Source organism: Halonotius terrestris (assembly GCF_006861665.1).
Taxonomy (GTDB): Archaea; Halobacteriota; Halobacteria; order Halobacteriales; family Haloferacaceae; genus Halonotius; species Halonotius terrestris.
The window spans coordinates 405,841-419,010 of record NZ_RKLU01000003.1; the positions used below are offsets into that span (position 1 = coordinate 405,841).

At 65.5% G+C, this 13,170-nt stretch carries 12 protein-coding genes; 8 read left to right on the top strand and 4 right to left on the bottom strand.

Going from position 1 to position 13,170, the window contains the following annotated elements; translation table 11 throughout:
• The first annotated feature begins 40 nt into the window (after positions 1-40).
• The 6 genes from EGH24_RS08875 (at position 41) to EGH24_RS08900 (ending at position 7,057) form a co-directional block, all read left to right on the top strand.
• The gene (locus EGH24_RS08875; protein ID WP_142979793.1) at positions 41-1,240 is read left to right on the top strand and encodes an alpha-1 4-glucan-protein synthase; all 1,200 of its coding nucleotides are present in this window, start codon (positions 41-43) and stop codon (positions 1,238-1,240) included.
• 25 nt (positions 1,241-1,265) lie between these two features.
• Positions 1,266-2,402 (top strand): extracellular solute-binding protein, encoded by a 1,137-nt coding sequence (locus EGH24_RS08880; protein WP_142979794.1) that lies wholly within the window; start codon positions 1,266-1,268, stop codon positions 2,400-2,402.
• A 1-nt stretch (position 2,403) separates the two neighbouring features.
• Positions 2,404-4,659: an ArnT family glycosyltransferase gene (locus tag EGH24_RS08885; RefSeq protein ID WP_246057938.1), complete on the top strand. Its 2,256-nt coding sequence runs from the start codon at positions 2,404-2,406 to the stop codon at positions 4,657-4,659.
• 69 nt (positions 4,660-4,728) lie between these two features.
• On the top strand, positions 4,729-4,959 hold the full coding sequence (locus tag EGH24_RS08890) for a DUF7860 family protein (protein ID WP_142979795.1): 231 nt from the start codon (positions 4,729-4,731) through the stop codon (positions 4,957-4,959).
• Positions 4,960-5,039: 80 nt separating this feature from the next.
• A complete protein-coding gene (locus tag EGH24_RS08895) occupies positions 5,040-6,530 on the top strand; it encodes an HPP family protein (RefSeq protein WP_142979796.1) in 1,491 nt (496 codons plus the stop codon).
• A gap of 44 nt (positions 6,531-6,574) precedes the next feature.
• A complete protein-coding gene (locus tag EGH24_RS08900; protein ID WP_142979797.1) occupies positions 6,575-7,057 on the top strand; it encodes a DUF2808 domain-containing protein in 483 nt (160 codons plus the stop codon).
• Positions 7,058-7,111: 54 nt separating this feature from the next.
• On the opposite strand, the gene EGH24_RS08905 is transcribed toward EGH24_RS08900, so the two are convergent.
• The 3 genes from EGH24_RS08905 to EGH24_RS08915 all read right to left on the bottom strand — a co-directional run bounded on the left by EGH24_RS08905 (position 7,112) and on the right by EGH24_RS08915 (position 10,154).
• Positions 7,112-7,759 (bottom strand): dolichyl-phosphate hexose transferase, encoded by a 648-nt coding sequence (locus EGH24_RS08905; protein ID WP_246057948.1) that lies wholly within the window; start codon positions 7,757-7,759, stop codon positions 7,112-7,114.
• A 218-nt stretch (positions 7,760-7,977) separates the two neighbouring features.
• Entirely contained in the window at positions 7,978-9,603 is a 1,626-nt protein-coding gene (locus EGH24_RS08910) for a GMC family oxidoreductase (protein ID WP_142979799.1), read from the bottom strand.
• The gene (locus EGH24_RS08915; RefSeq protein WP_142979800.1) at positions 9,600-10,154 is read right to left on the bottom strand and encodes a gluconate 2-dehydrogenase subunit 3 family protein; all 555 of its coding nucleotides are present in this window, start codon (positions 10,152-10,154) and stop codon (positions 9,600-9,602) included. The genes EGH24_RS08910 and EGH24_RS08915 overlap by 4 nt, the downstream gene beginning before the upstream one ends.
• A 111-nt stretch (positions 10,155-10,265) precedes the next feature.
• Here EGH24_RS08915 and EGH24_RS08920 point away from each other — a divergent pair, with 111 nt between their 5' ends.
• Together EGH24_RS08920 and EGH24_RS08925 are read left to right on the top strand one after the other, a co-directional pair.
• Complete coding sequence (locus EGH24_RS08920; RefSeq protein WP_142979801.1) at positions 10,266-11,897, top strand: ABC transporter permease; 1,632 nt, start codon at positions 10,266-10,268, stop codon at positions 11,895-11,897.
• Positions 11,898-12,013: 116 nt separating this feature from the next.
• The gene (locus EGH24_RS08925; protein ID WP_142979802.1) at positions 12,014-12,604 is read left to right on the top strand and encodes a DUF7474 family protein; all 591 of its coding nucleotides are present in this window, start codon (positions 12,014-12,016) and stop codon (positions 12,602-12,604) included.
• A 36-nt stretch (positions 12,605-12,640) separates the two neighbouring features.
• On the opposite strand, the gene EGH24_RS08930 is transcribed toward EGH24_RS08925, so the two are convergent.
• A complete protein-coding gene (locus EGH24_RS08930; RefSeq protein WP_142979803.1) occupies positions 12,641-13,102 on the bottom strand; it encodes a twin-arginine translocation signal domain-containing protein in 462 nt (153 codons plus the stop codon).
• Between the last annotated feature and the right edge of the window lie 68 nt (positions 13,103-13,170).

The following is a 13,170-nucleotide window of genomic DNA, read 5'->3' on the forward strand; positions in this document are numbered from 1 at the left end:
CACACCTTTTAGGAAGACCTAAAAAGAGGCAGGCAGCGAAATGAGCCAAGATATCTGCGTTATGGTGCCGACGATCCGCGAATACGAGTGTATGCGGGCGTATTTCGACAACGCCCGCGAACACGGCTTCGACCTCTCGCGGCTCCACGTCGTCCTCATCACCGAGGACTTCTGTGAGACCGACGAGATGGAAGCAATGCTTGAGGATGAGGGCGTCTCCGGCGAAGTCTTCGACGGAACGCGCCGCCAAGAGTGGTATGAGGCCAACGACATCGAGGAGTACAGCCACATCGTCCCCGCCGCCAGCCACGCCGAGACCNNCTTCGGNCTNCTNTACATGTGGGCCANCGACTNCGANTACGGCTTCTTCATCGACGACGACACGCTNCCCCACGACGAATNGGACTTCTTCGGCNNCCACNNNGNNAACCTCGCCNNCGAGGGCGAGATCGAGACCGTCTCCTCGGACGAGCAGTGGGTGAACGTGCTCTATCAGAACGCCGACGAACACGACCTCTACCCGCGCGGGTACCCCTACTCGGCGATGCACGAAACCGTCGAAACCGAGCAGACCCACGCCGACACCATCGTCGCCTCCCAGGGCCTGTGGACGAACGTGCCCGACCTCGACGCCGTCCGGATTCTGATGGACGGCGACCTGCAGGGCCAAGCCCAGACCCGAACCTCGAAGGACGACTACGAGGGCGATTTCGTCGCCAAAGAGGGCAATTACCTCACCGTCTGCTCGATGAACCTCGCNTTCCGNCGTNNNGTNATCCCNGCNTTCTACCANCTNCCGATGGACGANAACGAGTGGGACGTNGGCCGNTTCGACGACATCTGGTCGGGCGTNTTCCTCAAGCGCGCCTGCGACATCCTCGGCACGCAGATCTACAACGGCGAGCCGCTCTGTGAGCACAACAAAGCCGCCCGCAGCACCTTCGACGACCTCAACAACGAGGTGCCCGGCCTCGAACTCAACGAACACCTCTGGGAGATTGTTGACGACGTGGGCGAGGAAGCGGCCGCGTCCGTCGAGCAGTCCGGCGACGCGTTCGGTGCCGATCCCGAGGCCTACGCCGCGATCTTCGAGGCGATGGCCGACGAACTCGAAGGCGGCGACTGGTCGGACTACAACAACGGCGAGTTCTTCAACTACGTCGGCGAGTTCATGGGCGATTGGCTCGACTGCCTCGACGCGATCGCCGAGACGGCACCGACTGCGAACCAACGGGTATAAGTTGTTTTAGGGATACCTAAAAAATATGACTCAGAAAGCTGACGGAAACGGACTGACGCACAGTAGCCGCCGGCGGTTCCTCGCCGGCTCGGCAGCAATCGGCGCGCTCGCGCTGGCGGGCTGTACCGGCGATACCGGCGACTCGGCGGAGACGCCAAGCGACTCGTCTGTCGGCCAGATCGGCTCCGGTCGTGCGGGGCGACCGGCTCCCGGCGGGACGCCCGTCGCGGAACTCCCGGATCTCGAAGGCGAGTTGACGCTGTACTCCGGTCGCAACGAGTTCCTCGTCGGCGAGCTGATCGAGTTCCTCGACGAGACCTATCCGGACTTCACGCCTGAGGTCCGCTACGGCGGCAGCAGCGACCTCGTCAACACCATCGACACCGAGGGCAGCGGCTCGCCAGCCGACGTGTTCTACTCGGTCAACTCCGGAAGTCTCGCCTCGCTGGCCCAGATGGGCCGAACGCAGGCTCTCTCAAGTGAGATTCAGGACACCGTCTCCGAGGAGTTCCGCACCGACCAGTGGGTCGGAACCTCGGGCCGCGCGCGAACGGTGCCGTTCAACACCAACACGCTGACCGAGGGCCAGATCCCCAGCGACGTGATGGCCTTCCCGCAGTTCGGTGCCGACCTCGGCTGGGCACCCAGCTACGGCTCCTGTCAGGCGTTCATTACGGCGATGCGACTCCTCGAAGGCGAGGAGGCGACCCGCGAGTGGCTCCAGGGCGTCGTCGACTCAGGGATCACCGCCTACGCCGACGAGTTCCAGGTCTCCCAGGCGGTCGCCAACGGCGAACTCGACGCCGGCTTCGCCAACCACTACTACATCCAGCGCGTCCTCGACGGCTCGCCGAGCGCGCCGATCGACACCGCCTTCACCGACGGCGACGCGGGCTCGATCTTCAACGTTGCCGGCGCGGCCGTCCTCGATACGGCTTCCGACAGCGATCTCGCCCAGAACTTCGTCCGCCACCTGCTGTCGGCGGAAGCCCAGGAGTACTTCGCCGTCGAGACCTTCGAGTACCCGCTGATTCCCGACGTCGAGCCCGTCGGCAATCTGCCGACGATCGACGAACTCAACGTCCCGGACATCGAGTTCTCCGAACTCGCTGATCTCGAACCGACGATCGACCTGATGCGGGACGTCGGCATCGACGTCTAACGTGGCCGCCGACCCGCGTTCCCGGCTGGCGAGTCTCGGTCGGACGCTCCGACAGGGCATCGACCGCCTCGCCGAGCGCGGCCGCGGGCTTCGCGTCGAACGACTCCGCGACCGGTTTGATACAGGAACTGCCGGCTATCTCGCTCTCGGCGCGGGCGCGGGGCTTGCCGTCTTTCTCATCGCCGTCTTCGTCTTTCCGTACCACTCGGTCAACCACGACGAGGGCGTCTACCTGATGCAGGCGTCGATGCTGCTTGAGGGCCAACTCACGCTGTCGGCCGGCGAGTTGGCCGACGTGTTCCGGCCGTGGTTTTTCATCGAGAATGGCGGCGACCTCTACTCGAAGTACAACCCCGTGCCGGCGGCGATGTTCGCGGTCTCGATGGCCCTGTTCGGCGAGCCGCGGGTGACGCTGGCAGCGGTCGCCGGCGGCAACGCAGTGCTCGTGGCGGTGCTCGGCTCGATGGTCGCCGACCGGCGGGTCGGGCTGTTGGCCGGCGGCCTCTTTGCGATCTCGCCGATGACGCTGTTCACGTCGTCAGTGTTTCTTCCCTACGCGCCGACGACACTCCTCAATCTCTCGTTTGCGGTCGCCTATCTCCACGGCGTCCGCACCGGGTCGCTGCGGGCGGCCGCGGCTGCCGGCATCGCCATCGGACTCGCCGCGTTCTCACGGCCCTACACCGCGATTCTGTTCGCCGCACCGTTCATTCTCCACGCCGTGTGGACGGTCGGCCGCGGGCTGTGGACCGACGACCGCTCGCTGGGCCAGCAGGCGCGGCTGCTCGGGAGTCGCGCCGGCGTCCGGTCGCTGCCGAACGCAGTCCAGCGCAACATCCTCACCGGGATCGGTGGGACCGCGTTCGTCGGGATCACGCTCGCGTACAACACCGTGCTGACCGGCGACCCACTCGTGTTCCCGTATCAGGCGTTCGCGCCGCTGGATGGGCCGGGCTTTGGCTTCCGTGAAATCCTCGGCCACGAGGTCGTCTACACGCTCGATCTCGCACTCGAATCCAACCGCTACGCGCTCCAATTCCTCGGTACCCGGTGGTTCGCCGGCGGCGTCATCGGCACGCTGGCGGCGGCCCTCGGCCTGCTGGTCGCCGCGCAGTGGTGGCGAGGCCGCGACCGCGAGTGGGGCTCGACGGCTGGACTACCGCTCGCGGGGCTGTTCGTGTCGGTCCCGATCGGCAACATCCCGTTTTGGGGCACCCACAACATGCTCGCCGAGTTGGACGATCCGGCCAACGGGCTGGTCTCGCATTTCGGCCCGTTCTACTACTTCGACCTGCTGGTGCCGCTGTCAATCTTTGCCGCCCTCGGCCTCGTCGTCGGCTGGCGATGGCTCCGCGGCGGGGGGACCTTCGATCGCCTCATCGCCGCCACGTCGCCGACGGCTGCCCGGCGGATCGCCGTCGCCGTCGCGCTCGTCGCCGCCCTCGCAGTGGGCGGCGTGACGGCGGGCGCGGTCGCCGAACCGCTCGACCGCAACATGGCCTACACCGAGAAGTACGAGACCGTCTACGAGCCGATCGAATCGACGGACTTCGAGAACGCGCTCGTCTTCATTCCGGACCCCTACGGCCCGTGGCAGAATCATCCCTTCCAGTCGTTGCGGAACGACCCCGGCTTCGACGGCGAGGTTGTCTACGCCCGCGACCGCGACCCGGCAGGAAACTTCGAGGTGCTGGCAGCGTACCCCAATCGGTCGGTCTACCGGTTCGCCTACCGCGGCGTGTGGACGCCGGAGCCCGACCAGTTCGTCTCGCCGAAACTGGAGTCGCTGTCGACGCCGACCGGCGAGTCGCTGACGGGCGAAACGCGGGTCGGCGTCGCCGATCGTGTGGGCCGGGCAACCGTCACCATCGAAGCCGACGGCGAGACGGTGACCCGCGATATCGACGCGCCGGATGAGACGATCAGCGCGAACTGGACGCTCGAAAACGGATCGGCCCGACTCGTTTCGGTCAATGGGACGGCAGTCACCACGGGTAACACGTCGATCACGATCGATGCGACCGAGAACGTCGGTCTCCGGATCACCTTGGTCGACACCGGCGGCAACACCTACACCTACCAGCAGTGGACGGCCGTGCAGTCGACGCCGGCTGGCTTGCAGGCGGTCACCCCGGCGGAACGGCGCGTCTGTCGGCTCACGACGGACTGTGATCCGGAGGACGCCTACCTGCCCGACGATCCGACGGCCCATCCCGAGTGGGCCACCTTCGAGACCGACGTGTCGGTCGCCGGCTGAGCGGCCGATCCCAGTGAGCCGAGTCGTTTTTCATATCGAAGCCGTAGATATCGCCTACCGACGAGAACAATGACTGGTGCCTACAGCAACCTCGATTATCCGACGCTGACGAAACGCGGGTTCCTCCTCGGGGTCGCGCTCTTCGCCATCGGCGCGCTCGGGGAGTTGGGTCTGACCGCCAGCGGGCTCACGGTTCCCGCGTGGGAACGAACCGCGCTGTTCTACATAGAGCTAAGCGGGATCGTGATCGGACTGCTCTCACCGTTCATTTTCGGAATCCTGTTGCCGCTCACCGAGTGAGGTGTCGCACGACCCGCAGTACGGTCGCTGCGTCGCCGTCGAAGCGTAACTTTTTGCCGGTACCGCGTCTCCTGTCGGTTATGCCGCCACTCGATTCGCGGCTCCGGACGATTCTCAGCCGACTCTCGCGGCTGCTCCGACGAGAGTGGGGGGACTTCCGCAGTTGGCTCGAGGACACCCGGAACTTCATTCACCTCTCGCTGTTGTTGGTGGTGCCGCTGTTGATCGGGCTGGTGACGTGGCTCGCCAACAGCATCGACCTCCTTCCTTTCCTGCTGTTCCCGCCGCTGGTCTCGGGGGCGTTTGCGCTGTTTCGTGATCCGGAATCGCAGTACGCCTCGCCGCGACGGTTCGTCGGCGGGATGACGATGGGCGCGATCTGCGGCTGGGTCGCCCTCGAAGTCAGCGCGCGGTACTGGTACAACGTCGCGCCCGAAACGTTCCAGATCAATCCGGGCGCGGCCGCCTTCGGCGTGTTGCTGACCGGAGTCGTGACGTGGGGCCTCGATTTGGAGGAGTCGCAGGCGTTCTCAACGGCGTTGCTGATTCTCGTCTCGGGCGTGACGCAGCTCGTCTACGTCGTGAGCGTCTTCGCCTCCTCGCTCATCGTCGTCGGCGTCTTCGTCGTCTGGCGACGGGAGATCTACGAACGGCGGGCCGACTACCTCTACCAGACAACCCACGCCGACGATCAGGTGTTCGTCCCGATGCGCGGCGAGACGGTCGAAACCGTCGCTACCTTCGGCGCACAGCTCGCTGCCGCCCACGAAACCGGGAAACTCGTCCTGTTCAGCGTCGTTAGCGACGTGGACGCAACAGCTGAGGAGGCCGCTGTCGACACCGACGGCGGGACGGAGCTTCGCCGGGTGACCCCGACTGGTGATGCGGCAGCCGGAGCGGCCGGTGACGGGCGCGCGTCGACAGACGCCGCCGATCTCCCGCCGGCAGCCCGCGAGACGGCCGAAACCCTCGAAGCCCACGCCGAATCCCTCCGGGATCGTTTCGATATTCCCTGTGAGGTCGTTGTCGTCGCCGGCGAGCCCGATGATGCCCGGATCGCCGTCGAAGCAGCCACCGAGACGAACTGTGATCTCGTGGTCACGCCCTACCAGACGGCCGACGGCGAACTCACGCGGTTCATCAGAGGCCTGTTCGAGTCGACACTCGACGTGGTCGTTCTCCGGAGCAACGGCGAGCGGACGAGCTGGCGGCGCATCCTCCTGCCGATCAAAAACTACGGCGAGGTGGCCCACGCCATGCTCGATTTCGCCGAACGGCTCGCCGGCGAGACGAGCTACGTCTCGGTCTGTCATAGCATCGACAGCGAGAGCGAACGCCGTACCGCCGAAGCGATGGTCGCCGATCTGGTCGAAACCTTCGAGCGGGCCATCGAAACGCGGGTGACGACAAGCCCGCTGGAGACGTTCCTCTCGATCCACGCCGACAACTACGACCTCACGATCCTCGGTTCGAGCACCGATCGCAACGTCGTCTCCCGGATCATCGACGCGCCGACGTTCGAACAGCTGAAAGAACTCGACTGCGACATCGCCATCGTCCATCGCGGCTGACCGGCAGTGAGAAAATTTTTCTGTGATTCGATAAATCTCGGAATATGACAGAACCGACACGGCGGCGGGTGCTCAGCGCGATCAGTGTCGCAGGCGCGATCGGGCTGGCCGGCTGTAGCGGCGGAAGCGACGGCGAGAGCGGCGACGACGGATCAACGGCGGACAGCGGGAGCGGTGACACGACGACGGCGACCTACGAGTATACGTTCGCCGAGGACGACGCAGTCGTCGGGGGGTCCCTCACCGGACTCAGCATTACCTATCCGAGCGGGTCCGCCGCGCTGGCTGACGCCTCACTGACCGAGGTGTTGCTTGACGGGGGCGACGTGTCACGCGACATCGACGACACGTCGACAGCGAACAACGGGGACACCTACACGATCGACTTCGCCGGCAACGAAGGAATCAGCGCGGGCGACACACTATCGATCGGCCTGAACCGGATCGCCGCGCCGTCGGGCTCCTACGACGTGACGATCACAGTCAACCCACAGTCCGGCGCGACGACGTTTACCCAATCGTTCTAAAAACGGAGTCGATCCGCGACAGGATCGGTAGCAACGCGGGTCGATGCGGCGCGCTCAGCGGAACCGCTCTTCGAGACAGACCTTGACGATCGATTTTGCGATCGCCGCACCGCCCTGAATCGGGTCGAGTTTCGTCTCGCCAGCGCGTTCGGCGTAGCTGATCGGCTCCTCGCGGATCTCGTAGCCCCGCATGAGCGGCCGGATGAGGAGTTCCGCCGAGAGCCCGGTGTTTTCGGTCCACTCGATGGATTCGATGACCTCCTTGCGGTAGGCTCTCATTCCGGTCGTGGTGTCGTGGACACGGGTTCCCATCAGGACGCTCGCAATCGCCGCGAAGGCTTGGTTGCCAAACCGATTAAAGCCCGGCATCGCCTCCGCACCGTAGTAGAGCCGGTCGCCGCTGACGACATCCGCGCCGTCGTTTATTTCCGCGAGGAACTCGGGCAGTTGGTCCATCGGGTAGGTGTCGTCGCAGTCGGTCGTGACGACGACCGGCCGGTCGGCGGCGTGGATCGCCGCGCTAACGGCGACGCCGTACCCCTGTGGTTCCTGTTCGATCACGCGAGCCCCGTGCTCGCGGGCGATTTCGGGTGTTCGATCGGAGGAGCCGTCAACGCAGACGACTTCGGCCTTGCCGTCGGTGACGCGCTCGATGTCCTCGAGGACGGTAGCGATGGCTTCCTCCTCGTTGTAGGTGCCCATCACGACGCTCAGGTCGTCGAAGGTGAACTCACCGACCTCCGCAGTCTCATCAGTCGCGTCGGCATCGTCGCCGGCGTCAACAGTCGGTTCGGTCTCTTCGGCACCGTTCGTTCGTGGTTCCGTCTCGGCCTCGTGCTGCAATCCCTGACTCATTACCCGGCGTTTCGCGCGCTCCGGTTTATACTTTTAGGTTTCCCTAAAGCAGCGGCTGGGAGCCGTCACACCGCTGCATCGACGGCGTCGGCGACACGCAAGGCGAGAGCGGCGATGGTGAGCGTCGGGTTCATCGCGCCGCCCGTCGGAAAGACGGAGCTGGAGGCGATCCAGCAGTTGTCGAGATCGTGAGTGCGACACTCGGCGTCGACAACGCTGTCGGCGGGGTCGTCGCCCATCCGGGTCGTCCCCATGTGGTGGTACGCCGGCCCGGTGCTGTCGGGGCCGGCCGTCCACTCGATGTCGACACCGAGTTCGTCGAGGATCGACCGCTGGATCTCGTTTGCGCGCTCAATCGTTCGCAGCGCGCGGTCGCCGACGTTCCAGTGGACATCCGGCACCGGATTGCCGTGGTTGTCGGTCGTCGACTCGTCGAGGCCGATGTAGCTGTCCTCGCGGGGGAGTTGTTCGACCAGCCCACCCATGGCGATATGGGTGCCGTAGCCGTCGCGCAAGCGATCGAGGAGGTCGTTGCCCCAGTCGTCGCCGGTGAGGGCCATCTCGACCGGCGACGGGCCGGCGTAGTTGAAAAATTCCAGCTTAAACGGAGCAAACTCCGCGTCGGCGTCGTCGTAGAACTGGTGGCTCTCGCTGGTGAGAAAGCCGACGTGGTTCTGCCGTGTCGGCTCGTCAAGTGTGCCGCCCATGCCGGCGAAGAGGTGATCCATGAAGAATCGACCGACCGCGCCACTGGAGTTGGCTAGCCCCTCGGGATACTGCTCGGACTCCGAGAGCAAGAGTAGCCGCGGGATTTCGACGCCGCCCGCCGCGAGGACGAAGGCGTCGGCTTCCTGTCGATACTCGCCATCCGGCGTCGCGTAGGTCGCGGCAGTGATCCGGTCGGCGTCGTGGGCAAGCCGCTGGACAGCCGCGCGGTCAATTACGGTCGCGCCCTTCTCCTCAGCCGATTCGATATGCACCGTGCCGTCGTATTTCGCACCCGACGGACACACTGGCTGGCAGGTGCCGTAGCCGACACACTGGCTGCGGCCGTCGTAGACCTCGGAGTTGCGAGCGTTCGGCACCGGATGCATGGCGATCCCGAGTTCGTCGCAGGCGTCGGCGAACAGGCTGTCGCTGTAGGAGGGCGGAAACGCCGGCATGGGGCGGGGCTCCTCGCGGGGCGGCGCGAAGGGGTTGTCGCCGCCGGCGACGCCGAGTTCCTGCTCGGCAGCGGCGTAGTAGGGCCGCAGGTCGGCGTAATCGATTGGCCAATCAGTACCGACGCCGCGCTCGCTCTTCGAGTTGAAATCACCCTCGTGCAGCCGCATCACCATCCCCTGCCAGTGGAGCGTCGAGCCGCCGACGCCGCGGGCGCGGGCGTGATTGAGTGGATAGAACCACGGCCCGGAGTTGCCGTGAGCGTCGCGTTCGGGGTCGCTGTCCCACACCTCCGGGCGACTGTAGGTGGGCCGGATCGCCTTCTCCTGGCGAGCGAGCCGGTCGTCGAAATCGAACCGCGGGCCGGCTTCGAGGACGACGACCTCGTGGCCGGCGTCGGCCAGCCGGTCGGCGACGAGCGCGCCAGCCGGTCCCGCACCGACGATACACACGTCGGCGTCGGCAACGGGCGTGCGGTCGGTCGCCCCCGCGCTGGTTTCGATATCCTCGGCCGGCGGCCGTCCGCTCACGTCGGCGGCCCCCGTTGGTAGCTGTCGGTTCCGCCGGCATGCCCCTGTGGGTTCTCGATGCCGACTAACTCGCCGCCGGTCGGCGAACTGTAGAGGGCCAACAGGAGTTCGTTGACGACGTAGTACCGGACTTCCTCGGCGGTCGAGCCGTCACGGTGGGGTTCGGCCGTGTCGGCTCCCATCTCCCGGAGCACTGAATCGCGCGTGTCGGCGTCGAGGGCGGCGAAACGATCGTCGTACCAGGATTTGGCGCGGTCGTTGACGGCGGCGACCGCGTCGGCAACGCTGGCGGCGTGGCGATCGCCGGCCAGTCGGCTGTCGAGAAACGTGTTCACAAACGTGTCGATCCCGGTGACCTCGTCGGGATACACTACCTCGGCGGCAGCGACCATCGTCTCGCGGAGTTCGGTGTCGGCATCCACATCGGCGTCGACATCAGCGTCTCTATCGGGCTGTTGGGCTGTCGGCGCGGCGTCGCTACACCCGGCGACCGCAACGGAGGCCCCAAGCGCGGTCAACGCGCTCACGGCATCCCGTCGGGTCAATTCCATATCCGAATTAGGTAAACCTAAACCTTATATCCGTTGGAATCCGACCGCCGGGCGACGGGAACCGACACGGTTGTCACGCCGGAGCGGTTCCGATCAGCTACGTTCCGACCGATGACCTCACCGCTCGACCGACTCCGCGCCATCGCCGACGGCAGTGCCGACCGCTCGGTCGGCCTGACGCTGCTGGCCGGCGCGATCGCCGCGACGCTGTTGGTTCCGCTGACGTGGCTCGTAATCGAAGCCGTCCGCGTCGAGCCCCAGCGGGCGTGGGAGCTCCTCGTCCGCCCGGCGACCGTCGGCATCCTCCGAAACACGCTGCTGTTAGTGGTCGGCGTCACCGCCTTTTCAATCGGAATCGGCGTCCCGCTGGCGTGGCTGACCGTCCAGACCGACCTCCCGTTCCGGCGGTTCTGGTCGATCGTCGTCGCCCTCCCGCTGGTGATTCCGAGCTACATCGGCGCGTTCACCTTCGTCTCGGCGTTCGGCCCGCGCGGTGAGTTTCAGGCAATCCTCCAACCGCTCGGCATCGAGCGACTGCCCGAGATCTACGGGCTGCCCGGCTCGATTCTGGTGATTACACTCTATACGTATCCCTACGTCTATCTGACCGCCCGCGCCGGGCTGCTGTCGTTCGATACGACCCTGCTGGAGGCCGCCCGGACGCTCAACCACGGCCGGTGGCAGGCGTTCCGCCGGGTGACGCTGCCCCACGTCCGGCCGGCGATTGCCGCGGGCGCGCTGCTGTCGGCGTTGTACGCGGTGTCGGATTTCGGGACGCCGGCGATCATGCGGCTGCCCGTCTTCACCCGGCAGATCTTCGTCGAGTTCCAGACGTTCAGTCAGGATTACGCCTCGCTGCTCTCGCTGCAACTGCTGGGGATCGTCCTCGTCGTGCTCGCTATCGAATCCCGGCTCCGTGAGGAAACCGGCGGCCACGGCGAGGGCGTCGGCACGGCCGAGGAAACACAGCCGATCGAGTTGGGCGTCTGGCGGTGGCCGGCGACCCTGTTCCCGGCGTCGATCGCAGGGCTGGCGTTGCTCGTCCCGCTGTGGATCCTCGGCCTCTGGCTCGTGACCGCCGACTTCACGGCGCGCGACGAGTTGGCCCTCCAGCTGTCGACGGTGACAAACTCCATCGGCGTCGCCGCCGCCGCCGCGCTCGTCGCCGTCGTCGTCTCGATCCCGGTCGCCTACCTCGCGGCCAGAGACGACTCGATCGCCGCGCGGATTTTCGAGCGAGCGACGTACGTCGGCTTCGCCGTCCCCGGGATCGTGCTGGGGTTGGCGTTGGTCTTCTTCGCCACGGGCTTCGACGGGCTAGGTCTCCCGCTCGTCCCGTCGATCTACCAGACGATTCCGCTGTTGATCTTCGCCTACGTCGTCCGGTTCATGCCGCAGGCCGTCGGCTCGATCCGGACCTCGACGCTGCAGGTCGATCCCAAGCTCGTCGAAGCCGCCCGGACGCTCGGGGAGACGCCGCTACAGGCCTTTCGGACGGTGACGCTGCCGCTGGTGACGCCCGGCATCGTCGCCGGCGGCGCGTTGGTCTTCCTGACGACGATGAAGGAGTTGCCGGCGACGCTGATCCTCCGACCGACCGGCTTCGAGACACTGGTGACACTGATCTGGCGTGCCCAAGCGAACGCCTTCTTTCAGTATGCCGTGATCCCCTCCGTAATTCTGCTCGCCGTCTCGGGGCTCTCGATGGTCGTCATCCTCCGACAGGAAGACTACGGCGAGTAGTCGGCTGGGTCGCCAGCGACGGCGGGGGCTTGGGTCGCCGGCAACGGCGGTAAACTTGGATCGCCGACGACGGCTGAGATGTAAAACTATAATCCCGCGGCAGCGAACGGTCAACCGTGCCGCGGTTTAGCTACCCCTGTCCCGGCTGTCGGACGACAAACAGCCTCCATGAGCCCGACTGCCGGTTCGAGGGGACGGCGTGGCCTACGATCGAGAAAGCCTACACCGACAGCCTCGCGTTGTTAACAGCCGACGAGCTGACCGAATCGGAACTCAGAGAGTCTGTCGATGGCGAGTGGAGCGGCCTGCATAAGGCCGCCCTTGAGACACTGAAAGCCGTCAGCCGCGTCGAGCAGGACGACGACGGCACGCTTCGGCTGTTGACCGCGGCGGAGTACGCTGAGCTCGTGAGCGAGCCGTCCATCGAGCCGATGGCGACGATCTACGAACACGGCTCTGTCCCTGGCTGTCACGACAACGCCGTCTTTGCGATGATCGCGTGGTACGAGATGGTCGATCTCTCGTGGGAGGAAACGAAGGAAAACGTCGTGACGTGGCTGCGGGAATCGGGGGCGTGGGATCGCGGCGGCTTCGAGGAATCCTCGCCGGAGGAACTCGTCGAGAACAAACGCCACGTCTACGACGCCGGCTACGGCTGGAAACAAGCAGGCCAAGAGGCGAAAGCCGTCATCGACCGCCATCGGTGAGGCCGGCTGTCGGCGAGTCGATTAATACGCGAACGCTTACGGCGAACAGTCACGGTTCCAGACCCTGAACTCACCCTCAGCGTCCAGTAAGATCAGCAGGGCCACACAGTCGCTACCGGCAGCCAATCGATCGGCGACCGTGATCGTCCGCGGTTCGGTACTGTCGCTTCGGACGGTGATTCGGTATTCCGAGGCCGTCTCGCCCCACTCATCAGTGACGGTGACACTCGGTTCGTCGGCAGTGAGATCGTAGCTATCGAGGTGAACGATGCCATCGCTGTCCTCGACGGCGATCTGGATGGTGTGGGTGTCGTCGTCGGTGCTTTGCAGCGTAATCGAGCCGAGTCGCGCCTCCCCGGGCGCAAGCCCATTGTCCGCTGTCGAGTTCCCACTACTACCGTTTGCTGTCGGGTCAGTCACCTCTTCGGGCAGTGCGGCACAGCCACCTGTAGCGACGGCAATACCGACTGTCGCCAGCGCGCGTCGTCGAGAGAGCATAGCAAACAGATCACACGACTCTGTATAAACCTCCGTTTGACGGCAACAGTCCGGGCGCGGAACAGGCC

Excerpts from the sequence above, each read along its gene's own strand:
- EGH24_RS08915 (WP_142979800.1), bottom strand. The coding sequence starts at position 10,154 with ATGGAATTGACCCGACGGGATGCCGTGAGCGCGTTGACCGCGCTTGGG.
- EGH24_RS08890 (WP_142979795.1), top strand. The coding sequence starts at position 4,729 with ATGACTGGTGCCTACAGCAACCTCGATTATCCGACGCTGACGAAACGC.
- EGH24_RS08930 (WP_142979803.1), bottom strand. The coding sequence starts at position 13,102 with ATGCTCTCTCGACGACGCGCGCTGGCGACAGTCGGTATTGCCGTCGCT.
- EGH24_RS08905 (WP_246057948.1), bottom strand. The coding sequence starts at position 7,759 with ATGGGCACCTACAACGAGGAGGAAGCCATCGCTACCGTCCTCGAGGAC.
- EGH24_RS08895 (WP_142979796.1), top strand. The coding sequence starts at position 5,040 with ATGCCGCCACTCGATTCGCGGCTCCGGACGATTCTCAGCCGACTCTCG.
- EGH24_RS08920 (WP_142979801.1), top strand. The coding sequence starts at position 10,266 with ATGACCTCACCGCTCGACCGACTCCGCGCCATCGCCGACGGCAGTGCC.
- EGH24_RS08880 (WP_142979794.1), top strand. The coding sequence starts at position 1,266 with ATGACTCAGAAAGCTGACGGAAACGGACTGACGCACAGTAGCCGCCGG.
- EGH24_RS08900 (WP_142979797.1), top strand. The coding sequence starts at position 6,575 with ATGACAGAACCGACACGGCGGCGGGTGCTCAGCGCGATCAGTGTCGCA.